The 21,622-nt window shown below is 46.9% G+C and carries 19 protein-coding genes and 1 pseudogene; 11 read left to right on the top strand and 9 right to left on the bottom strand.

The genetic code is table 11. From position 1 onward, the window contains the following. Positions 1-275: 275 nt before the first annotated feature. From G9U52_RS40155 to G9U52_RS22665, 3 genes and pseudogenes are all read left to right on the top strand, one after another. A pseudogene (locus tag G9U52_RS40155) lies at positions 276-831 on the top strand (shikimate kinase). A 105-nt stretch (positions 832-936) separates the two neighbouring features. After that, entirely contained in the window at positions 937-1,740 is an 804-nt protein-coding gene (locus G9U52_RS22675; RefSeq protein ID WP_166152933.1) for a PP2C family serine/threonine-protein phosphatase, read from the top strand. 386 nt (positions 1,741-2,126) lie between these two features. Further along, a complete protein-coding gene (locus G9U52_RS22665; RefSeq protein WP_207953147.1) occupies positions 2,127-2,519 on the top strand; it encodes a reverse transcriptase domain-containing protein in 393 nt (130 codons plus the stop codon). A 452-nt stretch (positions 2,520-2,971) separates the two neighbouring features. On the opposite strand, the gene G9U52_RS22660 is transcribed toward G9U52_RS22665, so the two are convergent. From G9U52_RS22660 to G9U52_RS22635, 6 genes are all read right to left on the bottom strand, one after another. Next, positions 2,972-4,066, bottom strand: a complete 1,095-nt coding sequence (locus G9U52_RS22660; RefSeq protein WP_166152932.1) for an exo-alpha-sialidase — start codon at positions 4,064-4,066, stop codon at positions 2,972-2,974. An 88-nt stretch (positions 4,067-4,154) separates the two neighbouring features. Next, a complete protein-coding gene (locus G9U52_RS22655; RefSeq protein ID WP_207953146.1) occupies positions 4,155-4,775 on the bottom strand; it encodes a type 2 periplasmic-binding domain-containing protein in 621 nt (206 codons plus the stop codon). A 108-nt stretch (positions 4,776-4,883) separates the two neighbouring features. Beyond that, complete coding sequence (locus tag G9U52_RS22650) at positions 4,884-5,729, bottom strand: extracellular solute-binding protein (protein WP_166152930.1); 846 nt, start codon at positions 5,727-5,729, stop codon at positions 4,884-4,886. 28 nt (positions 5,730-5,757) lie between these two features. Next, positions 5,758-6,669, bottom strand: coding sequence for a carbohydrate ABC transporter permease (locus tag G9U52_RS22645; protein WP_243767501.1), 912 nt, complete (start codon positions 6,667-6,669; stop codon positions 5,758-5,760). Then, positions 6,663-7,616 carry an ABC transporter permease gene (locus tag G9U52_RS22640; protein WP_311764908.1) on the bottom strand — a complete coding sequence of 318 codons (954 nt, stop codon included), beginning with the start codon at positions 7,614-7,616 and terminating at the stop codon, positions 6,663-6,665. The genes G9U52_RS22645 and G9U52_RS22640 overlap by 7 nt, the downstream gene beginning before the upstream one ends. Before the next feature lie 196 nt (positions 7,617-7,812). Continuing rightward, complete coding sequence (locus G9U52_RS22635; protein WP_207953145.1) at positions 7,813-10,188, bottom strand: helix-turn-helix domain-containing protein; 2,376 nt, start codon at positions 10,186-10,188, stop codon at positions 7,813-7,815. Between the two features lie 65 nt (positions 10,189-10,253). On the opposite strand from G9U52_RS22635, the gene G9U52_RS22630 reads away from it, so the two are divergent. Genes G9U52_RS22630 through G9U52_RS22620 form a run of 3 tightly spaced genes read left to right on the top strand, consistent with a single transcriptional unit; the run spans position 10,254 to position 13,511 of the window. Then, on the top strand, positions 10,254-11,438 hold the full coding sequence (locus tag G9U52_RS22630) for a GNAT family N-acetyltransferase (RefSeq protein ID WP_166152928.1): 1,185 nt from the start codon (positions 10,254-10,256) through the stop codon (positions 11,436-11,438). Positions 11,439-11,451: 13 nt separating this feature from the next. Beyond that, positions 11,452-12,459: a Gfo/Idh/MocA family protein gene (locus G9U52_RS22625; RefSeq protein ID WP_166152927.1), complete on the top strand. Its 1,008-nt coding sequence runs from the start codon at positions 11,452-11,454 to the stop codon at positions 12,457-12,459. 23 nt (positions 12,460-12,482) lie between these two features. Beyond that, complete coding sequence (locus G9U52_RS22620) at positions 12,483-13,511, top strand: Gfo/Idh/MocA family protein (protein ID WP_166152926.1); 1,029 nt, start codon at positions 12,483-12,485, stop codon at positions 13,509-13,511. A gap of 472 nt (positions 13,512-13,983) precedes the next feature. On the opposite strand, the gene G9U52_RS22615 is transcribed toward G9U52_RS22620, so the two are convergent. Continuing rightward, positions 13,984-14,961, bottom strand: coding sequence for a helix-turn-helix transcriptional regulator (locus G9U52_RS22615; RefSeq protein ID WP_166152925.1), 978 nt, complete (start codon positions 14,959-14,961; stop codon positions 13,984-13,986). Positions 14,962-15,070: 109 nt separating this feature from the next. On the opposite strand from G9U52_RS22615, the gene G9U52_RS22610 reads away from it, so the two are divergent. Beyond that, entirely contained in the window at positions 15,071-15,550 is a 480-nt protein-coding gene (locus G9U52_RS22610) for a GyrI-like domain-containing protein (RefSeq protein WP_166152924.1), read from the top strand. Positions 15,551-15,572: 22 nt separating this feature from the next. Next, positions 15,573-16,037: a DUF8821 family protein gene (locus G9U52_RS22605; protein WP_166152923.1), complete on the top strand. Its 465-nt coding sequence runs from the start codon at positions 15,573-15,575 to the stop codon at positions 16,035-16,037. A gap of 70 nt (positions 16,038-16,107) precedes the next feature. Here G9U52_RS22605 and G9U52_RS22600 read toward each other — a convergent pair whose 3' ends face one another. After that, positions 16,108-16,404, bottom strand: a complete 297-nt coding sequence (locus G9U52_RS22600) for a hypothetical protein (protein WP_166152922.1) — start codon at positions 16,402-16,404, stop codon at positions 16,108-16,110. 244 nt (positions 16,405-16,648) lie between these two features. On the opposite strand from G9U52_RS22600, the gene G9U52_RS22595 reads away from it, so the two are divergent. From G9U52_RS22595 to G9U52_RS22585, 3 genes are all read left to right on the top strand, one after another. Beyond that, positions 16,649-16,804: a hypothetical protein gene (locus G9U52_RS22595; RefSeq protein ID WP_166152921.1), complete on the top strand. Its 156-nt coding sequence runs from the start codon at positions 16,649-16,651 to the stop codon at positions 16,802-16,804. 109 nt (positions 16,805-16,913) lie between these two features. Then, positions 16,914-17,282: a hypothetical protein gene (locus G9U52_RS22590; RefSeq protein ID WP_207953144.1), complete on the top strand. Its 369-nt coding sequence runs from the start codon at positions 16,914-16,916 to the stop codon at positions 17,280-17,282. A 1,312-nt stretch (positions 17,283-18,594) separates the two neighbouring features. Continuing rightward, positions 18,595-19,686 carry a response regulator transcription factor gene (locus tag G9U52_RS22585; RefSeq protein WP_166152919.1) on the top strand — a complete coding sequence of 364 codons (1,092 nt, stop codon included), beginning with the start codon at positions 18,595-18,597 and terminating at the stop codon, positions 19,684-19,686. Here G9U52_RS22585 and G9U52_RS22580 read toward each other — a convergent pair. Further along, positions 19,667-21,106 carry a sensor histidine kinase gene (locus G9U52_RS22580; protein WP_207953143.1) on the bottom strand — a complete coding sequence of 480 codons (1,440 nt, stop codon included), beginning with the start codon at positions 21,104-21,106 and terminating at the stop codon, positions 19,667-19,669. The genes G9U52_RS22585 and G9U52_RS22580 overlap by 20 nt on opposite strands. Between the last annotated feature and the right edge of the window lie 516 nt (positions 21,107-21,622).

Here is a 21,622-nt window from a genome sequence, read left to right as displayed (position 1 = left end):
TTGACCATAATAAGTAACATCTAGATTTTTAGACGAGTGAAACATGAAGTCAACATGGAGGACTACCTCAAGGGACTCCTTCGTTCACCTAATGAGGGGACGATAACTTTATAAACATCAAGAAGGGGCTGCTGATTTTACATTCGGCAACCTCGTTAAGCTATTGGGCAGAATCCTTTAACTGTACTCGAACTAAACTTGCTATTGTCCATACTTTCTACGTGGTGTAATCTGGAAACAGCTTTTAATAAACTAGGCAAGAAAGGGCGATTAAAATGAAGTTCATACTTTTATTCGATCCCCAAGCTGTAGGAAAGATGACGGTGGGCCATGAACTAGTAAAGATCACGCCTTGAAGTTGTTCCACAACCATCAGACGATTGAGCTGCTTCATCCATATTTTGGATTTGGACTTGAAATGTGGTGGTTAACCGATCTATTTCGCAAGGAAATCTTTGAGCAGATGTCGAAATGCAATAGTGCGGGATTCATGTTTACATAGGTTTGGGGGTTCGATTTATTAGCTGACTGGGAGTTTGTTGATCAAATCTGTAAAATCTTCGAATCTAAGGGGCACGAGGTGTGTTTGTAGAGCTCGAGGCTGACATCGAGGATAGGCTTGCGCGTAATAAATCCCCTCATCGTTAACATAATGAGCAGACGAAACGGGACGTCGAACGATCAGAAAAGGATTTAATTCATACACTGGAAAATCATCGTTTGAACTCATTACCTGGTGAGATCACTAGGGAAAATTATATTCGAATTCAAACAACCAATCGAACACCGGAAGAAACGGCACTATTGATTAAAGAGCGACTTCACCTTTAGGTAGTTCCGCTAACAGAAACGATAGTTCAGCACAAACATATTAAGGGTGCTGCGTATCCGGGACACAGAATCCGATTCATTGCGCAGAGGGAAGGATGATTGTATATGGAAGTGCAGACTTTTATGAGAAAATGCCCGTTCAAGCAGGAAAGTGAGGACGCTTATGTCGTTAACGAGTCAGCAAATATATTTGGTATTTTCGATGGGGTTACCCCAATGATAACCTATCAAGATGAATCGGGCCATAACGGCGCTTATATTGCTGCGAATCTGTTTAAGAACCATTTTGAGGAAGTAATCGGATCTGTAGATTTGTCTTTCGAGCTAGATCGGGCCAATCGAAGCTTATATGAAAGGATGAGGGCTGCAAACGTCGATACGACGAGCAGACACGGTTTATGGTCAACGTGTGCGGCAGTAGTCCGAATTGGGGAAGAGCAAGTTTTCTACGCACAGTTAGGTGATTGCATCGTAGCAGCTCAAGACAAGAATGGGCAGATCAAGGTTCTCACTGCTGACCAAGTGAAAGGAAATGCCGACCGAGCTGTGGCGAAGCGGGCGGCAGACCGGATAAGAGGCATATTTGTTCCAGATGAAAGCTATTTTGATGAAGGCTTCAACCGCATGGCTTACAGCCGTTGGATGGCCAATACGCCAGAAGGATACGGGGTGGCGAATGGCGTTCAAGATATGGTCCATTATATTCAGAGTGGTTTGATAGCCAAGGAAAGCCTTAAGCATGTGCTTGTAGTATCAGATGGAATGTTTGAAGATGAAAACGAGCTGGATAACATATTCAGGATGGTGCTGGATATTGGGCTTGAGCAATTTATGAGCAATCGGGAAGAGATGGAACTGCAGAAGAACTTGAGGCCTGATGATAAAACAGGCATATTAATTTCATTCTAAACTTTCTGTTGAGATGCTAGTTGGCAGGGCGACGCGGCGCTGATACCTGTTTCATTGAAGTAGATGGGTAGTTAAACACATATAGCAGAAAACGTGCAGTATACTCTTGGACAAGAACATGTATCCATTAGCGTTACCACTTAAAACACTTCTATGACTGAATAGACAGTAGCATGTTTTAACGACCAATTCTCTGACCCATACTTCGAGCCCTATGTTGAGCCCTATTTTCATCGGGATTCCTATGGGTATAGACCTGGAAAGTCAGCCATGGATGCGCTGGCGGTGACGAGGCAACGATGCTGGAAATATGATTGGGTACTTGAATTTGACATCAAAGGTCTATTTGACAACATCAATCACGAACTACAGAAGCCCCCATACAGATGCCAAACAAGGATCTGGTGACAAGAACAAAAGGCACACCACAGGGTGGCGTAATCAGTCCTGTGCTAGCCAATTTATTTCTACACTATGCCTTCGACAAATGGATGGAGAAGATGCAGCCGGGCAAGCCATTTGCGAGATATGCAGATGATGCAGTCATCCACTGCCACAGCAAAATGGCAGCGAAGCAGCTGAAAGCGGAACTTGAAGAACGGCTGAGGGAATGTGGGTTGGAGTTGCATCCGGTGAAGACACGCATCGTCTATTGTAAAGATGATAATCCTCGATTGGATCACAGTGAGATTGCGTTCGATTTTCTAGGATATACATTCCGACCGCGCAGAGCCAAGAATCGGGAAGGACCTTACTTCATCAGCTTCATTTCCGGGTGAATCGAGCGTTGATGAACTGGGCGATGAGAAAGTACAAAAGGTTCAGGCAGCGGCGCAAACGAGCATTGGATTGGCTTAGCCAGATCGCAAAGCGAGAACAATACATGACCGATTAATATTTTTCAAAAATCAAAGAGGCCCTCCTTTAGTCATGTTGTGACTTACGGGACAGCCTCTTCGTATTATTAGGTCAACCAATCAACGAAGAGAGTGTTATGCAGATAGTTCCATTTGCAACTTCTCTTCAAAGTGCAAGGCAAGCTGTGATATATATTGTTTCACCTACAGTGGCGCTGATAGGAAGGTAAATTTGCTGTGACATGGCAAAATGGCGGGTTTTGCTCTGGAAATAAATAACGTGTGTTCGCAAATTAAAATGATGGGTTCACTATCGGGTCTGCCGAGCATTTCATAGCGGGCAGACCTGACAACATTGAGCCAGCGGACCGGGCTCAGGGCTTCCACAAGGTGGCCGCAATGTAGCAGGAGCCGCCCATCTGATCGTTGAAGTAATACACCGTTACTAGCGTTCCGTCAGTCCGTTGCACGGTGCGCGTATAGCCGATATCGTGGCTGCCGGCGTCCTCCCGCAGGGTGATTTCATCGCCCCAGGTCAGGCCGTTGTCCTCGCTCAGCTTGGCTTTGATGCCGTATGGCGCGTTTCGATAGCCGTACGTCATGCACAGCCGTCCATCCTGAAGCTGAGTCAGCGTCGACGGATTGCCGCCGTTTCCAGTGTCGGCCACTGGGCGGTTCATATAGCTCCAGGTTGCGCCGTTATCCGACGAGGCGTATAGATCAATCCAGTTGGCGCTGCTTTCGTCGGCTACCCGTCGATCGCGGGTGGCTGCGAGCAGGTGCGAATCGGACAGGCGGACGCCGGCCGGCATGATATTGAAGCCGTTATCCAGCTCGGGGCCGATCCAGCTGACGAATTCGAACGTACGGCCGCCGTCTCGGGTCCTCGCGCAAAATACGCGGCTGCCCGTCTCCGTTCCGGGAATTGTCGGCGCGGTCAGGAACAGCAAGCATTCCTCGGGACCGGAGACGATATATTCCGTGCGTGCGGAGATGCCGACCAAATCCATCATCGGCAACAAATAGGGCCCTTGCCATGTACGGCAGCGGTCGGTTGACGTGTAAAACCACGATGTAGAACCGCCCGTCAAGTCTTTGCGCGCGAAGATCATGGCAAAGTCGGGATGGGTAAAATCGACGCCTCCCTGAAAAGGCATCAGCTCGTTCTGATTGTCCGTTCCGTCGGCAGAGCCTGGGACATCTTCCGTATGCTCGCCTGTCGACAGGCCTTTGTTGCCCGGCGTTTGCAGCGGCATCTCCTCCGTTGTCCAGGTTCCGCCGCCGTCCAGGCTGCGGGACTGCATGGCGGTGAACGGCTTTGTTTTATCACGGGCATGAAAGCCGCCGTCGGACAGATGGTATCCGGACGTGAAGCCCACTACAATCTCGTCGCCCCACGACCAGATACCGTAATTGGCCGGCCAGGCGGCATAACGTCCTTCTTCCTGGTAAAGGACTAAATGTTTCATATGAGAGTCTCCATTCTGGTATAACCTTCCCGTTCAGGCTGTAACGGGCGGGCATACTTGAGTTCAATGTTGCCCAATCAGGCGCTGTTTATTTTTTTATCCGATTCCAGGCTGTATTGTAAATCGTTTCGATCTCCGTGCCGCCGCTCGTCGCCACTTCCTTGACGAAGTCGTCGAGCTCGCTCAGCGGCCGTGTGCCGAAAATAAATTTGTCGATGTTTTGCGTCAGCAGCGTATTCACCTTCGTATTCAGCTGCTTCAGCTGCTCTGTCTCAGTCGTATTAAACGGCGGATCAAGCGGCTTCTCGATAACTTCCTTCGCATCCTTCTGCTTCTTGACGAAATCCGACCATTCCTTGAGCGCGGGATTGGAAATTGTCAGCATCGGCGTATCGTCGGTGAAGACGCTGAAACCCAGCAGCCCGGTACCCAATGCGGATTGCATGGAGCGGTAAGGGTCCTGCTTATCCTTATACTGATTCAACAAGGAATCCGGAATGGCCACCTTGTCGCCCGAGCGCGTGAAGTCGACTCCCGCTCTGCCGAAATTGGTCACGTCGGCGCCTTCGTCCGAGTACATCCAATCGAACATTTTTACAATTTCCTCCGGATTTTTCACCTTGTTCCCGATGACATAGAAGTTAAAGCTGGAAGGATTATCCATATAATTGCGTTTTTCGCCCTTACTGTTTTTGAGCAGAGAGATCATCTCGAACTTGGCCTTTGGGTTCTTCTGCTGTAGCGCGGCGTTAAAGTTAACGGCAAACGTATAATTGTCGTAGAAGAACAGGGATTTTCCCGAGCTTAAATTTTCGGTTCATTGCTGCTGCGTCAGATTCGCGAAGTTCGGATCGAGCAGTTTTTCTTTGTACAGCTTGTTGAAGTAGGTAATTACCTCTTTGAATGCATCGGTCGAGGTACCGTAAATGTATTTGTCCTGCTTCGGCTCATAGTAGATGTTGAAGCCACCGCCGAACGCGTAGACCAGGAATCGGAGCGTATACTGGGAGCCGTTTCGGATCGTCCACGGATACGAGTCCGGATAAGCTTTCTTGAAGGCGGCAAGCACGTTGTACAATTCATTGAAATCCGTAGGCGCCTTCAGGCCCAGTTCGTTCAGAACATCCGTGCGGATCATCGGGAAGCTGCCGACATTGGCGGCAACGGATTTCCGCGCCATGATCGGGAAGCCGTAAAATTTGCCGTCAACCATCAATTTCTTCGCTTCCGGCTCGACTTCCACCCGTTTCAGGAAGTTCGGGGCGTACTTGTCGAGATAAGGCATTAGGTCCACAAATACGCCAGTGCTAGCGAAGTTGGTAATATCCGCCTTGCTTACCCGCAGCACGTCAGGCAAATTGTTGGTGGTAATAAGCGTGCTTTTTTTGGTTTCGAAATCGCTGGCGGGCACGCCCTCAAGATTGATCTTCATATTTGTCTTCTTCAATATTTCCTGGAGAGCGGGGGCGTCCTTCACGATCGGCTGTACAGAGCTGTCGCTCATCATCACCGTAATCGTTCTTGCCGGCTTCTGTGCCGCCGCGCCGCCGTCGGAAGAAGCAGCCGGCGCTTGCCCGGAATTGCCGCCGCTTGAGCAGGCCGGTAATACGGCTGCGGCGAGCAGCAGGGTGCTTGCTAGAATAGGTAGGCCTTTCTTTTTCATAATGGTCACGTACCCTCCCAATTTGTTTTTATCCTTTCAACGAACCAACCATTGCGCCCTTGACGAAATACTTTTGAAGGAACGGATACAATAGAAGAATCGGCAGGATGGCGATGATGACAACGGCGTACTTGATGTTCTGGCTGATGATCAGCGATCCGGAAATGCCGCTCATTTCGGTAGCCTGATTGCTTGTATCTCCTTCCACAACTATGCTGCGCAGAATGATCTGAAGCGGATACTTGCTCCTATCATTCAGATAAACGAGCGCGGAGAAGAAGCTGTTCCAATGGCCGACCGCGTAGAACAAGGTCATAGTAGCCATAAGCGGAACGGACAGAGGAAGCACGACCTTCCGGAACACCGTCCAATCGTTGGCTCCGTCTATATAAGCGGATTCATGCAAAGCTTCGGGTATTTCCTGAAAAAAGGTCCGCATCATGACCATGTACATAATGCTGATCGACGGCGGCAGCACGATGGCCCATATGGTGTTGATCATCCCCAGCGAGTCGATCAGCAAATACTTGGGAATCAGCCCGCCGTCAAAAAACATCGTGAACACGATAAGCATTGCAAAGACGTTTCTGCCGTGGAACGATTTCCGGGAAAGAGGATAGGCGCACAGGCAAGTCATCGTCAAATTGATCGCGACCCCTACTGTCGTATACAGAAGCGTGTTCCAGAATGCCTGAACGATCGGCGCGTCCGTAAACACAATCTCGTACGCTTTCCACGTAATGTCGACCGGCAGAAACCCGACTTCCCCTCTGGACACGGAACCGCCGTTGCTGATGGAAACAATGGCCATGTAATAAAGCGGATACAACATGATAAAAATAATTCCCAGCATAAATGCAACATTTAGACAATCGAATAAGGAAAGGCTGACTTTTCTGGACCGTTTCATAAGATGTTGAACACCACCGTTCGTTACCATAAGCTCGTTCCACCTAACCTTCTTGTCATGCGATTTGCGCCTATCACCAGGAAGTACGCTACGACGGACTGGAAAATGCCCACTGCCGATGAGTAGCTAAGGTCTCCGCCAAGCAGCCCTATCCGGTACACATAGGTTTGGATGACATCCGCGGTTTCATAAGTGGACCCGTTGTACAGCAGTAATATTTTTTCGTAGCCGACGGAGAGGAAGTGCCCTATATTGAGCAGGAACAGGATGGTGATGACCGGAAAAATCGTCGGGATGGTAATGTTCACAACCTGCTTCCAGCGGTTCGCTCCGTCCATCTTCGCCGCTTCGTACAGATGCGGATCTACACCCGTCAACGCGGCCAAATAAATAATAGTTCCCCATCCAACCTGCTGCCATACCTCCGAGCCGATATAGATGGACCGGAATAAAGCAGGATCGTTCAGAAACTGGATATGCTCGCCGCCGAACCAATGAATCACCTGATTGAAAATCCCATCGTAGGACAGGAAGTTCACAACCATCCCGGCGATGACAACCGTCGATAAAAAATGGGGAAGGTAGGCGACGGACTGGACGAACCGTTTGAACAGCTGGCTTCTAAGCTCATTGAGCAGCAGCGCCAGCATGATCGGCGCCGGGAAGATGAAGACGAGCCCTAACATGCTCAGCATAAGCGTGTTGCGCAGCAGCTTCCAGAAATAAGGATCGCTCAAAAACAGCTTGAAGTTAGCGAACCCGACCCACTTGCTGTTAAACAGCCCCGCGACGATGTTGTACTTCTGGAAGGCGATCAGGTTCCCGACCATCGGGATGTAGTGAAACACAACAAAATAAATTGCGGGTAAAAGGAACATCAAATACAAATGTTTGTTCCGGCGTATTATGGCTCTCCTGCCGCCGGCGAGCTTGTCGGTCGGTATGGAGCGAGCCGGCGGACGGTGTAGTTCGTTCACTTTATCCCCCCTGTCTTTTCTTGGATGTGCGGATATCACGCACCCTTATCATAAGCCAAACCGGGAAGGGATGAATATTAGCATTCCGCCATATCGAGTCTCGATTGTCTGGATTGCGGCCCCATTCTCAACTTTCCGCCACAGTCTTAAGTAAGCTGCAGCGGCCGTGGCGACGCGCACAGGCCGCGAAGCCGCCCTACGGAGAAGGCTCGTTCTTGTGTTCCTGCTGCAGCATCTTCCGGTAGTCCTGCGGGGTGACGCCTTCATACTTCTTGAACAGCCGGAAGAAGGTGGCTCGGCTCAGGATGCCGATCTTCTCCGCGATTTCGTCATTTTTCAAGGCCGTTGTCGACAGCAAAACCTTTGCTTCCTGAATCCGCTTGATGCTGATGTAGTCCGTCAGGTTGGTGCCAGTTATTTCCTTGAATAGCTTGGAAACATATTTGGAAGACAAGTTCATCTCCGAAGCGATCCGCTCCAGGTACAAGTCGTTGCTGTAGTTCACATCGATGTATTCGATGATGCGAGCGACAAGCTGCCCCGATTTAGTCTCGTCCGGACCCATGGTCTTGTTCAATATTTCGGAGTAAAACTTCCGCAGTAGCGAGAGATGCTCGCGCAAATCCAGGATATGCGGACTTTTGCCGATCAGGATTTGATGATCCTCGTCCTGTATCAGATGGAGAGGTGTAATTCCTTTCTCCGCTGCGTACTTGATTCCGATCGAATAAAGCTCGATCAGCAGCAAATTCATATATTGATTGGAGGTGCCGTTTTCCAGATTGGTGCTGATAATCCGCTCCATCTCCGTCTCGATTAGCTTCATATCCCCGGACCGTAGACCGTTCACAATTTTTTGCTCGTGCACGAAAGTGAACCGGAAGCTTTCATCGATCGGGAGCAGGGAGGAGTCGACTATCTGAAAATCGGCCTCTTCATCCGTTTTGGCGAGCGCCATCTTAGCTTCTCCGTATGATTGGGCAAGATCGCCGAGCTTCGGATGGGCCCGGCCAATGCCGATGGCAAGACGGCAGTATCTGGAGTCGTAGCTGAAAGTCCGAATGATCGATTGCAGCGAGGCATCGAAGCGGGCGCGATCCTCCTCGTGCTTCAAATTGACCATCACGACATAAGAGTTGCTCTGGGTTTCCAGCACATAAGCGGTCACCTGCTGCTGAAGAACTCCGCCAATGACTTTCTTCAGCTTCTCCTGAATGAGCAGCCTATCGGTATCCTGGATTTCCGTGTAGAACGATTCCTTGAAGTAAAATTTCAGGCAGCAGCACAAAAATTGACCCACTTCGAAGCCTAACGCATCCATGATCGCTTCGTGCTTCTCCAGCCTGTGGCCGCTCAGGATGTAAGTGAAGGCACTCTCGATGAACTCGCCCGAGAAGCGTTCGTGCTTGTCCTGGGCGTCCAGCAGATTACGGATCGGATTGTACAGCTTCGTGCTGAAGCGGAAGGACAGAGCGATTCCGAAAATAACCAGAAGGAACGCGAGCCAGGCCGTCACAAGCAGAATGCCGTTGGCCTGTCTCCGGTATTCGGCGACCGGGGTGACGGTATAATAATTCCAACCGTATTCGGACACATAGGAAGTCACCATCACCTGATTCTTGTCCAGCGTGACCTCCGTTACGCCGTTATGCGATGTGATCAGCCGCACCGTCTCCGGCTGCCGCAGTGAGGGGTCCGCCACGATGACGTTGCCGTCGTTGTCGGTGACGACGAACAGTGTGGCATCGTTCACTCGGTTGCGGATCAGCATATCCATAATTTTTGTTATGGATATGTTCACGACCATCACCACGCGATTGCCCCTGATGAACTGCGAGAGGACAAGGGGGATGACTGTTTCGCTTTTTTCCGTATACTTTTTCTGCACAATTGTCGGTTTAAGCACGCGAAAAGAAAAGTCCGTTTTCAGTAAATTTTCCCAATAAGCTTCTTCGTATTCGTCAAAACGGCTGAACTCGGTGAAGAAGGAACGAAAGTTCTCCAATCCCTCGCTCTTATAAATCCATTGGTTGTCCACGTATACGAACATGTCGTCGATATAGGGATTGATGATATTACGACTGAAGGAAAGCATTCTCGTGATGCTGGACGATTTCTCTTTCGCGACATCGGTCAGCAAATCGGCCGGCAGCAAATATTGCTGCACGGTATCATTCATCAGAAAATTCATCCCCGTCTGCTCGGATGTCCGCAAATAAATGTCAATCACCTTGGAGGAGGACTGCACATTCGAAGATAGGTTGTCGCTTAACTGCTTTTTGAATATATGAATATTGGCAAAATATACAATAAATCCGATAATAATAGTTGGAATCAGCAGCAACAAAAAATAGCTGAGGATTCGAAAATAAAGCGCATTTAAGTGAAATGCCAGTTTCCATTTTCCGATTTTCATCGTTATGACTTCTCCTTTGCCATCTCCGGACAAGCCGGCTCCCGTCTTATGGAACCCATCATAAGGCATAGGACGGGGCAAGGCAACCCTGGCGAATTGGGACAATGACGGAGAAGTGAGATTGAGATTGTGATACGGATATTCGAGACTGTACAAGCCAACTTGCTAATCGTCAACATCCGTTGGAGCGGGTATGATAGATCGGGAGGGAGGGATTGCAGATGAATTCTGAAGAGCAAATTCGATTTCTACGCCAAGATGAAATGGCGGCGGCGGTCGCGCTGGCCGATTCCGTATTTCGCACCGACGGACGCGCATCCATGGGGGCTTCCTTGCCGAAAGTATTCTCGTGCAGCCTGCTTCAAGCGGTAGGCTGTTTCTCGGACGGCGTGCTTGTCTCGTTTGCCGGGTTTGTACCGTCCGTCGTGCAAATCGGCGGTGCCCGAATCTCCGTGTATTCGTATGGAGCCGTCTGCACGCATCCGACTTATCGGGGCAGAGGGCATGCGCGGGCGATTCTGGAGTTCGCCAAGCAGCAGGCGGAGCGGGCTGGAGCTTCCTTGCTGCTCGTATCGGGGGAGCTTCCACTATATATAAAAGCGGGATGCTGCCTCTTCGGAACGACCGGAACATACAGACTGCTGTCCGGGCATCTGGCAGATCTGGCTTCCAGCCGTTCTTCCGATCTGGTTTGCAGGGAAGCATCGTCGGCCGACTGGTTTCGTCTGCACCAGCTGGCAGCGGCAAGGCCTGTAGGGTTCGAGCAAAGCCTGTGGGACATCGCCGACCTGATGAAAGCCGAGGCGCTGGCCTCCATTCGCCGCCTGCGTCACCGCACGTTCATTGCGGAGAGAAGCGGCGTGCCGGTAGCCTTCTGCGTTTTTGCCCTGAAGCCGAAGGAGTATGCGGATCGCTCGATTGCGCTTGCGAGTGTGAATGCGATTGGTGGCGGATTCGCTATCGAATGGGCCGGTGAAGATAAGGCGGTTGTGTCCTTGCTGCTGCATGTGATGGAGAAAGAGGCGGTTCAGCAGTTGGAGGCGGTCATCCCTTGGCAGGAGAAGTCATTGGCACGGCTGCTCGAGCCCGCGTTTCTTGGGACAGGAAAAAATCAAGGCACGGTGTATGTATTGAATGCGAAGCGCCTGTTTGAGCAGCTTGGTCCATACTGGACCGGTCAAGGAGTGTCGCCCGGCTTGCTGCCGACTGTTCGTGCCGTGGAAGATCGGATGTTCGAGCTGTCCGTCGGGGAACGGCTGCTGCCTGTGCTGAACAGGCAGCAGCTGGTGTCTTTGCTGTTCGACAGCGAAGGGGAAGAGGACAGGAGCAGCTACGAATGGAAGCGTGCAGCGGGTGCATGCTTTCCGTTGCCGTTTCCGTATACGAAAGGATTGAATTTTATCTGAACGGGGGAAAAGTATGAAAACAATGTTTGGCATTCTCGGCTGTGAGCATAGCCACATCGGTATATTTGTTGGCGAGATGCTCCAGTTAGGGCATGAGTGCGTCGGTATTTACGAGCCCAGTCGCAGCAAAGTCGCCCTGGCGCTTGCAGAGAAGTTCCAGATCCCTCTGTTGTCGGATAAAAGGGCTTTGTTCGCGCCGCATGTTTCCATTATCGGGAGCTCCGCAATCAATAACGAGAAGATCGAGATTATCGAGGAGTGCGAAGCCAACGGCAAACACATCATGGTCGACAAGCCGGCCGTAACCGACCGGAGCGGCTGTGAGCGTCTGCAGGCCGTTATCGAACGGGGTGGCATACAGATCGGGATGCTGTTGACTGAGCGGTTTCAGCCGGCCATCCTCGCTCTGAAGTCGCTGATCGACAGTGGCCGTCTCGGGAAAGTCATCTCCATCGAGATACGGAAGCCTCATTTGTTAAAAGCGGCCGACCGTCCGCAATGGTTTTTCACCAAGAGCCAGAGCGGGGGCATACTGATCGATCTGCTGATCCACGACTTGGACCTGCTGCACTGGCTGACAGGGGATACAATCGCCAGAACGTCCGGTTACATGGCAAAGCATGTGCTGACGGACAAGCCTGAGTTCTACGATGCTGTCTTGCTGCAGGTGCTTATGCGCAATCACGTGGCGGCTCATTTGTACGCCGACTGGCATACGCCGGAGAAAAGCTGGACCTGGGGAGACGGCCGGATCTTTGCCACCGGCACGGAAGGGACCGCGGAGCTTAGGCTGAACGGCGATCCTTTCGTGAAGCGGGAGACGCTGCTACTGCTGACGACGAATTCGGAAGAACCCGCTCAAGCACCTTTGCAGCAGCCGGAATGGACGATCACGGAAGATTTCCTGCGCCGTATAGCCGGCTTGTCTTCCTGCATCGACCATCAGGATATTGTTGCCGCGTCGCAGGCTGCTGTCGATGCCGAAGAAACAGTCGGACTCATTCGGTCGGCGCATCACTAATTGATATGGGAGGAATGTACACGATGAGCGAAAAAATGAGATTTGCCATAATCGGCGGTGGCGTCATCGCTCCGTCTCACGCGCGTGCGATTGCCGGAAGCCCGAATGCGGAGCTGGTGGCGGTCGCGGATATCGACAAGGACAAAGGAAATAAGCTGGCTGCCGAATTTTCGGTATCGCACGTATACGCCAGCTACGAGGAGATGCTGAAGCGCGACGATATCGACGCGGTTTCGATTGCAGTACCGAGCGGCTTCCATGCCGACGTGGCGGTCGCCGCCGCGCAGGCGGGCAAGCACATCCTGTGCGAGAAGCCGCTCGATATTACGAGCGACAGCATGACGCGCATGATTGCCGCCGTCCGCAGGGCGAATGTAAAGTTGGGCTGCGTGTTCCAGCTCCGCCTGACGCCTGCCGCCATCGTAGCGAAGAAGGCCATCGAGGAAGGCAAGCTCGGCAAGCTGGTGCTCGGCGACGCGTACCAGAAAAACTACCGAAGCCCACAATATTACAAAAGCGCCGGCTGGCGGGGCACCTGGGCGATCGACGGCGGCGGTGCGCTGATGAATCAGGGCGTGCACGGCATCGATTTGATCCAATGGCTGATGGGCGACGTGCAGTCGGTATTCGCCTACTCGGCGCCGCTCGTCCGGGAAATTGAAGTAGAGGACACGGCGGTGGCCGTCGTGAAGTACAAGAACGGGGCGTTCGGCGTCATTCAGGGAACAACGTCCGTCTACCCGGGGCAGGAATCGAGATTCGAGCTGCATGGGGAGAATGGGACGATTGTGTTTGGCGATTCCGGCTTCAAGCAGTGGAAATTCGCGGATTGCGAGGAGGAGCTGCCGCAGGTCGCTCCCCGCGTAAGCGCCAAGGACGACCCGACGCAGATTGCGAGCGATGGCCATTTTCTGCTCGTGGAGGACCTCATTGCAGCGGTGCGCGAGGACCGTGACCCGATGGTGACTGGCGAAGAAGCGAGGAAGTCCGTCGACCTGATTCTCGCGATCTACGAATCGGCGAGGACCGGGAAAGAAATTACGATCGCTTGAGCCACTAGTACAAAATGGCGAAAATAGATGGCCATTTGACTGAGTGATAGAGCCGCAGCAGGGACCGAACGGACTGAGGTACCGCTATTTTGAAAAAATCACAGCAATTTGCCGATCAAGCGAATACACGGAGACTGTCGATTAACTGTGAAAAAGTTAGATACTGTGAATAAAAATGCATTTAGATACAGGCAAGGAGTACAATCACACAAGTTTCAGCGGATTTACCCAATTTTTAGTGGAAATCAAGTGAAACCGAAATAATGATACTCTTCATATTATTTAATTAAAGAAAAAAAAGCCCCCATTCTCGAAAAGGAGGGCACTGAAAAAGTCTTCTCCGTAAAAAAGATGCAGTTTCTCAAGAAATTTGAGGGTCTGTATCTTTTTTTAGTTTAATTAAAACATCAATGGAGATAGGGTGAGTCAATTGATCGAACAACAACAAAAGTGCCATTTATATCCCTCCTTATCACCATTTTCCAATATGTGGGAAGTGTAAGATTAATCTCTCTTGCAAACTTTTTAAGACTTCTGCTGGTACTTCCCTGAAATTGATATCCCCACCTAGAAAAAGCAGCCAATTTGTTACTTCGTTCAATTCTTCTGCATGATGAACATGGATAAAAGTCTTTAGAATGGCTGTCGCTTGGTAAGGATTCGTATAGGAAATTGTAAATCTTAAAGGATGGTACTTTCTGAACTGGGCAATTGCTTTTGGACCAAGTTCAAGGACTAGGTTGATTACTTCTTCCTGCATCCTCAGTTTTTCTAAAATTTTTTTCTTGCTTAATCTTTTTTTCGTTGAGTAAGGCTGGATATCGGTGAGATTGTCGACAGGAAAAACCTGCTTCTTTTCTTCCTTTAAGTCAAAGCCCTCAATCAGCCAAAGACTTTTTTCCCGATAAAGGTGCAAGAGATAAATGGGATAAGACTTTATTATCTTGTCTTCTTCAATGGTAATCCATAAATAGCTATCCAAAAGAAAGGTTTGGATCAGTTTTTCTAACATAGGATGGGGGAGGTCTGACAGATCAAGCAGGTCGGGATTATTCGGGTTGGTCCCTTCAAAAAGCAAGATTTGATTTAAAAGAACAAGGTCATCTTGTTGGTTTTCTGAGATGAGGCCCAGTAATTTTTCAGCTAAAGACTGACGACTCTTCAGATAGGGGAGTTGTTGATTTCTTGTGGCTATAAAGGCAATAAAAAGAGCTTTGATCTCATTATCGGTAAAGCGAACCGTGGGCAGGACAGAGTTGTTCATGACAAAATACCCCCCATCCCTTCCAACTTCAGCGACAAGTGGCATCCCCATGGCTTCAATTTCTCTGATATCTCTAATAGCTGTTGAACGAGAGATATTAAATTCTTGCATGATTTCAGAAATTGTAAAGTGGGCACGGTTGTTGATATACCGCATAATGACATTAATCCGTTCAACCTTTTTCATAGGCCCCCCCTAAACAGTATCATTTTTTGACATGATTCAAGGCTATTATAAACCTATCAAGTGAAAAGACAAAACATTTGATTAAATTTAAAAATGGAAGGTTTTGAATATGGCGAATTATACCCTCGAAGAAAAAGACAGCTTTACCGTTTTAGGTTTTGGAACTGAGCTTAAGAGCAATTACACAGACTTTACCGGCATAAACAAGGAAAAGTCAGACTTTTGGCAGGCCGTCAAACAAGATGGAAGGCTTCACACTTTAAAAACCATAGCCGCAAATGACTACATTTTTGCCGTGAACGAAGCGGTGAATAACAAGATGATGCATTATGCTGGCGTCATGACAGAGGTCTCAGTACCCGAAGCGACCAGAGTTATCCAATTTCCTAAAGGGAAATACCTCGTTGTTAAAGGGGAAGGAACGACAGCGGAAGAGTTGAGTAACAAGCTTGCCGGCATTGCCTTTGGTCAAGTTTTGCCAGAAGCAAACAATTTTTCCTATGTTGGAGGGCCAAATGCAACGGTTGAGATGGGGCAGCAGAACGGCTTAGTAGTTGGTGAAATGTGGATTCCTGTTGTTGGGAAATAAAGGTATAAAAGGAGGAGTGGAAATGTCCTGCATCGTTGATTTTAAACATGTGTCCACGGTTGGTTTGGAGTCTTCACCCACAGCAGAAGCGCTTGCTGGCTTACGTGCTAATGAAGCCCGTTACTTTATGAACAAATATAAGCATGAATTTACAGTTGTATCCGCTAGCGAAAGCCAGGATACCCTTGAGTATGTGAATCGAATTTTGAAAGAGGAACGTAATATTGAGTTTGCCGCCAACCCTTTAGAAACGTCGTGTTTTCAAGTGGAAAATATCAAATTTGCCTACGTGTTTTTTGAGGATGGCCTTGGGGTCAACGTCATGTATACGGTTGATGACCCTAAGAAGAGAGCCGTTGGTTTCAAGCTTTCTGAGGGAATGGAGGTACCCAAGGAGTTAGATAAGAAGTTTAAGTTTGCCAGGCAGAAGTCTAAACTAGCTGGAACAATTCGGGGCTCTTTTTTTGTAATTAAAGGAGAATATTAAAGTAAGCAAAACAGCACCTCTCCGTCCAATTAGAGGGTGCTGTTACTTTTTTCGCAAAACCTCGTCTTGTTTATATTTTTTTCAGCATGCGGGAGCCGATTCCCACGCCAATCATTAAAATCAAAGAGCCAAAGTTCCAAAAGAATGAGCCGCCATCCGTTACTTTTTTCAAAAGGAGGACAACGAGTTTGATCACCAACAGCGCAAGGCTCGCTAAAATGAAGACATCAAATTGAAACTTCAATTTCGGGTGAGCCAATTGCCTGTCCAGTTCATGCTGCCGGGCTACGGCTGTAAAGTTCCCGATCTCTTTCCCTTTTCGAATAATTTCCATCTTGAAATTAAGGTCATATTGCACACGTTTCATAACGTTCCCCTCCGTCTACTTTTATTGAATTGGATTAAGGGGTGTGCTGTCCAAGTCTTCTAGGGGGCTAAAAAGATCATTATAGTGGTGTATCTGTATTAATCCCCATCATATAAGTAAGACCATCCTACTCATAACGAGAGAATGGTCTATTTTTCATTGGGATTAATCATAAGCAGCCGATGGGAATAATTTTTATTACATTGGATAAAATACCCTCTAGACAATGAGGAGGGATATCTATATGCCAAATGAAAAAATCGATATTGAAACAGACGGAGATCCAGAAACAATCTATGAAGACACAGAGGCACATGAGCGAACAGGTTTTATGGTTGAAGATACAAAGCAGATTCGCTATGACGATGTAAACGATGATGTAATTGAAATTGAATATTAAGACATTTATCTTATCAGTAAACTTGCCTCCATTCAAAATGGAGGTTTTTTCTATTTCCATGATTTTATAGGTATTACTTAAACTCACTCATACTTTTGAACAATTACTATTGAACTATAAGTATGATGATCAACTAAATCTATCAAAGATTGGATCGGAAAAAGAAACAAAGTCGACCAAGAAGAATACTAAGAAGTTGTATATTTATTTAGGTATTGGCCTACTCGCTGTGATTATTGCAGGAACATCATTTATATTAATAAATAACCCAATATCGAAATTTAAAAGTGCTGTTGAAGGGAATAAATATGTTGAAGCAAGCAGCGTTTACAATCAAAAAATCAAAGGTAATCTTGAAGAAGAGAAAAAAGTGGAAGATTTTATCAAGTTAGAATTAGCTAAAATAGCTGGTTCTAAGTGGACTAACCCCTATTATCAATACTGGTTGGAAGAATACAAAGAAAAACCTCTACATTAACAACCGTGAACAATAAATATATTGGGTTTGAATTGTTGAAAATCTAATTAGTAAAATTGTAGCCAAAAGAGATGGGGGAAATAATCCTCATCTCTTTTTTCTAATAATGTGGTATTGTGGCTGAACATGATGAGGCAGTAATTTTAAAAAAGCCCCTTTTTCTGCTCGTCCCATTTACGTGAGACATGTCACCCCACGAAAACGCACACAAAAGCAGGCTGTTGTGGGAGCAGCCTGTTAATTTATTAAACTAACGTTTTCGATTACCGAACTTTTTTTCTTTGTATAAAAAGACGTATGCCTGCCGTTAGCAGTAGTAGCAATGTTACTATCCATGTAAAAAAAAAGGAGAGACCCAGACCAATATTGGCCCCTACTATCTTTGCAGGATCGTTGTTGTACAGCATATAAAGTAAAGGCAGAGTCAGGATGATGAATGTAGTTAATATACTTACCCATCGAAGGTTATGCTGGAAGCGGATTGTCCTCCATAGCAGCCAATGAGCGAACGCCAGAAGAATCAGAGAACCTGTGGAATAAATGATTAGCACTAATCAACACTTCCTCTCTTTTTTCAATACCAATAAGGCTCCTTGATTTCCACCAAAATCATTCCTGATTTTTCAATTGCTTATCACTTACAATCCTATTTTAAATGACATCGGATGTTCTCGTAAGTACTATCTTTTTCTAGTACCCTTTTCCCGTTCGTTTTACCTCGATCACTGCTGGCTTAGTCGGTTTTAGAAAGGGACGAATTTGCTTGTCTAATTCCGGCACAAACTGGTGAATTCATCGCATGATGTTCCACCAGAGCCAAAATTGGGATGAAAACACGAAGGTACTTTCCCACAGCATGTAATGAAGAGGGAGAGCTATGAAGACTTATTATTCCATGGAATGGTCAAATACGATTATTTAAAAGAGTATTCTGATGTTAAAGAAAATGGGTTGTATGGAAAATATCCAGAAGCTGTACACATCAAGTAGCTTTTACATCATAGCATAAGGGGGGACTATTTGTCGTTCACGAGCCTCGAATTGATCAACCAAATCGCCAGAAATTTCAATCTTTTTGCCTCGACTACTGTAAAGCCGGTCTTGATTTTACTGGTGTCTGTGGTACAATTTACCTAAAAAGGTGCTCTTCTCTTTGGGTGATGTGTTAGGGATAAAACACAATATCTACCAAAGAATAAGAGCATTTTTCATAATTTCAAAGAAGGTTACTTTCGAAATACTTCATAATAAATGAAAGCAAAGTTTCAAAATGAAAGATATCTAAGGAATTTCGGTAAAGGGAGGGTTTGCATTGCTTAGAATCATCTTTGTAGACGACGAACCCTGGGCTCTGACAGGAATTAAAAATATTATAGATTGGAACAAAGAAGGATTTGAAATTATCGGGGCTTTTTTATATCCGCGGAAGGCACTTGAGAGCATCATGAGTATTCAGCCGGATATAGTCTTTACCGATATACGTATGCCGGGAATGACCGGACTTGATCTGGTTAGGGAAGCCAGAGAAAAAGGAATCAATTCTGAGTTTGTCATCATAAGCGCTTTTAGTGATTTCGAGGTAGCCCGCGAAGCCTTGCAATATGATGTGTTTCACTATATTCTTAAACCTCTTGACCGGGATGAAGTGGGAACTGTTGTGGACAGGCTCAGAAAAAAACTTGTTTCTGCCAAACACCCTGTCCTAATGGAGGTCTTTCAAACCGGCAAACTCATGAATGAAAGACAGAGAGAGGTGCTTGTATCAGCTGCTGTCCATCCTCATTGTTACATTGCAGTTGCAAAAGATTACAACTTGCCAAAAAAAAAGGACATGTGTGTTGGACAATTTTTACTAAATGATGGAACAACACTCTATCTGCTTTCATCAAAGCAGAATCTGGAGCCCTTTTTCAACCAATGGAGGATGTCTGCTGCTGCATGTGGGGTAAGCTTAGGCATAAGTGTACAACGTCCCGGTTTTGAAGATTTCGATCAGATGTTTTCTGAAGCTGTCAGCTCTGCACAACTGGAAATTGATTATTCTGCAAACTCTATGGTAGCGGCGATACAGGTATATCTTAGCAAAAATTATAAAAATGAACTCTCGCTTAGTGAGATCTCTGAAAGATTTTATCTATCCGAAACATACTTATGTGAGCTTTTCAAGAAGCAAACAGGGATTACGTTAACAGGTTTTTTGACTGCGATCAGGATGAAGCGAGCGGCACTCCTGCTTGTGGAAAACGGAGCACCTGTACAGCAAGTGGCGGATATGGTAGGTTATTCAGATTATGGTTATTTTGGAAGGCTATTTAAACGTTTCTTTGGATGTACTCCCAGTAAGTACCGAAAAATTCAGAATACTGCCATCATCAAAAAGAATTTCAGCATGCTGGAGGAGTAAAATTCGGGCTTAACATTGTAAGCGCTTTAGGTATACAGATGACGACTTTTGTGTAGTAACCCTTAACAGAGCGGACCTCAAAGCGATATTGGTCACCAAAGCTGTTCTTTAGACGCTGCTGGATATTATAAAGGCCTATATTCGTTTTTCCATGAGAAGTACTATCGTCTATCGGCTGGTTAACGTTATTTATTTTTTTGAGCTCCTCATCGGATATGCCGGCACCATTATCGGCAATGTTTAGTAAAAGGGACCCATCTTTTTGAAGCCGACCTGATATCCTTATGATGCAGGGCGGCATTTTTTCTGCAAAACCATGTTTAATTGAGTTTTCAACGATAGGCTGGAGAAACATGGCATGTATAGGATGGTTCATTGCCTCAGGCTGTATATCCAACTTTATTGTGTACTTGCCCGGAAAACGCTGGCTCATTACCTTCATGTAGTCACAAGTATGTTTTATCTCGTCTTGAAGGGTAACGATGGTTCCAGAGCTTACAGAATAACGGAACATGCTGGCCATTGATGTGCAGATATCCTCTATACATCTAACACCATAGGCTTGGGCCATGCTTCGCACACACTCCAAGGTATTAAAAAGAAAGTGCGGATTTATTTGGCTTCTGTATGAGAGCAATTCGGCCTTTTGCTGGGCAATCATGGATTGGTAGAGATTCTGCTGGGATTTTCTAATCTCTTTTTGGGAAATTTCAATTCGCTCCAGCATATCATTGATATCCTCGGCAAGTCTGGCAAGTTCGACAGTTTTCGGTATACTCACCCTGACTCCATCTTTCCGCAATGTAAGATTTCTCATATCACTGATGATCTGATCTATAGGATTGGTCACGGAGCGCAGCACAAGCTGCATCTGGAAAAAAAGCAGAAGACCGGCAGCAAGTATAATAAAGATACCGATGCTTCTTATAGGAATAAGATCGCCAATTAGGGAATGTCTGGTGGTCAGTGAAACAAAACGCCATCCGAATTCGGGTACCGACACGGAGCTGGTGAGAAATTTTTCGCCATTGACGTTCGCCTTGCCCCGGCCCTCTTTTGCGTTCAGCAATATAGACCGCTCGACTTCATTCACTTCCCGGCTGGAATTTATGATTTTATCTTCAAATATGAGTGCAGTTATACCATCGTTGGATATGCCGGTGTTAAGCTCGCCTGTAAAAGATTTTAAATTGACTACGACAGTACATAATGCTATATTTTTTTTCTCGCTATATCCTTCTAATATGGAACGGACAGGGAGAAAGTACAAAAAGTAAGGTCCGTTATTGCTGCCACTATTGTCGAAGAATACATTACTAACAATCGGGTTGCGGAGTGTGATATCTTGATCTAGTCCGTTTTCCGCAATTGCCTTTTCTCGAATCTCATGGAAACTATCGCTAATATAAAAGTTATTCATGTTTCGGGATGTAAGGACAATGCTTTTTATATTTTTGCTGCTGTAAATGGAGTCATATAGAACCTCGGTAGCTGAAGCCTTCAATTTAAAATATTCGGAGGGATTATCCGTTAACAGTAACTGCTGAACGGTAGTAGAGTAAGACACCCGTTTGGCGGCTCTGTCGATTTCATTGATTGACATGGCAAGCCTCCGGTCCATCTCATTGGAGAGAAGCTCAAAGGTCTGATAAGCCCTGCGCTCGATGATGGATTCGAACCCCATATTGTATATGATTATTAGAACACCCATGGAGAAAAGAAATAGAAGCGTACTTCCTATAATACGGCCTCGAATAGAATTGAACTTACCAAACCTCATAATAGATAAACTCCTTCAAATAGATTGATGACGCTAAAAATTATGCTCTCATTATATATACGATTGGGTAATGTTTGCAATATACCTAATTTAATCCTATTTCAACCTAATCTAACGCATATCGCTGTTTACTTGCACCTGCTAAAATTTAAGTAT

Source organism: Paenibacillus agricola (assembly GCF_011440305.1).
GTDB classification, from domain to species: Bacteria; Bacillota; Bacilli; order Paenibacillales; family NBRC-103111; genus Paenibacillus_S; species Paenibacillus_S agricola.
The sequence above is the reverse complement of the archived record's forward strand: the minus strand, read 5'-3'. Positions and strand labels throughout refer to the sequence as shown.